Origin of the sequence: Arthrobacter pityocampae, from assembly GCF_002927275.1 — a bacterium.
GTDB classification, from domain to species: domain Bacteria; phylum Actinomycetota; class Actinomycetes; order Actinomycetales; family Micrococcaceae; genus Arthrobacter_D; species Arthrobacter_D pityocampae.
The window spans coordinates 1-1,035 of record NZ_PRKW01000042.1; the positions used below are offsets into that span (position 1 = coordinate 1).

Sequence of the window (1,035 nt, forward strand, 5' to 3'; positions counted from 1 at the left end):
AAGGGCAAGCTGGTCTGCGATGATTTCGGCGGTTACAAGGCCAGCTTCGAACTCGGCGTGACGGAAATCGGCTGTATGGCTCATGCACGGCGTAAGTTCTTCGAACTGCATGCGACCCACAAGAGCACGCTGGCTGAGCAGGCCTTGCGTTACATGCAGGCGCTGTACGAGATCGAGGGGGAAATCAAGGATCTGGAACCGGACATGCGCCGCCGGATACGGCAAGAAAAGGCGGTACCGGTGATGGATACGTTGCATGCTTGGATGGTCGCCCAACGCGATATCGTGCACAACGGTTCGGCCATTGGCAAAGCCCTGGATTACAGCCTGAAACGCTGGGCGGCGCTGTCGCGCTACCTTGATGACGGGGCAGTACCCATTGATAATAATTGGTGTGAGAACCAGATACGGCCCTGGGCGCTGGGGCGCAAGAACTGGCTCTTTGCTGGGTCGCTACGGAGTGGCAAACGCGCCGCTGCGATCATGAGTTTGATCCAGTCGGCGCGCATGAACGGGCATGATCCGTATGCCTATCTCAAAGATGTGCTGACGCGGTTGCCGACACAGCGGGCGAGTGAGATCGGGCAACTGCTGCCGCATCAGTGGGTATCGGCCTGACTTACGCAAGGTGCGTTGGGCGGACGCTTACCCCTGATGAGGAGGATGAGGGTGTCGACATGGCCCTCCCGCTTGCCGCAATCGTCCACATTCTGTTTGCAAAAAATGGGGGGGAGGAGATTTCTGAAACCCTTGAAAAGCTCTATGAGTATTTTCAAGACTATCGGCTCGAACTGGCCCTGGAGGAGATCTCTCGGAAAACCGACGTGATCTCAGAACCAGCAACCCTTGAAAGCATTTTCACTAACCGAGAGGTATTGGTCGAGAGAAGCAAGCTCCTACAATAGCTCCTACCCTCGATAAGGTCGCGATCCTATTAGTGGGCTCTTCGACTGACGCTGCCCAAGGCCTTGAGCTGATATTCGTTCACAGCCTGGAACTGTGATTCTGCGATCTGGCGCAAGCGCTCGGCTTCTC

The 1,035-nt window shown here is 56.2% G+C and carries 2 protein-coding genes; both read left to right on the top strand.

Annotation, left to right across the window (positions count from 1 at the left end; all coding sequences use genetic code 11):
- Window positions 1-618, top strand: a 618-nt coding sequence (gene tnpC / locus C4K88_RS18200) for an IS66 family transposase (protein WP_146065753.1), incomplete at its 5' end; no start/stop codon positions are given.
- A 59-nt stretch (window positions 619-677) separates the two neighbouring features.
- Window positions 678-905, top strand: a complete 228-nt coding sequence (locus tag C4K88_RS18205; protein ID WP_174705265.1) for a hypothetical protein — start codon at window positions 678-680, stop codon at window positions 903-905.
- Window positions 906-1,035: the final 130 nt, after the last annotated feature.

Bases quoted from the DNA above. Each gene is read 5' to 3' on its own strand.
- C4K88_RS18205 (WP_174705265.1), top strand. From the start codon at position 678: ATGGCCCTCCCGCTTGCCGCAATCGTCCACATTCTGTTTGCAAAAAAT.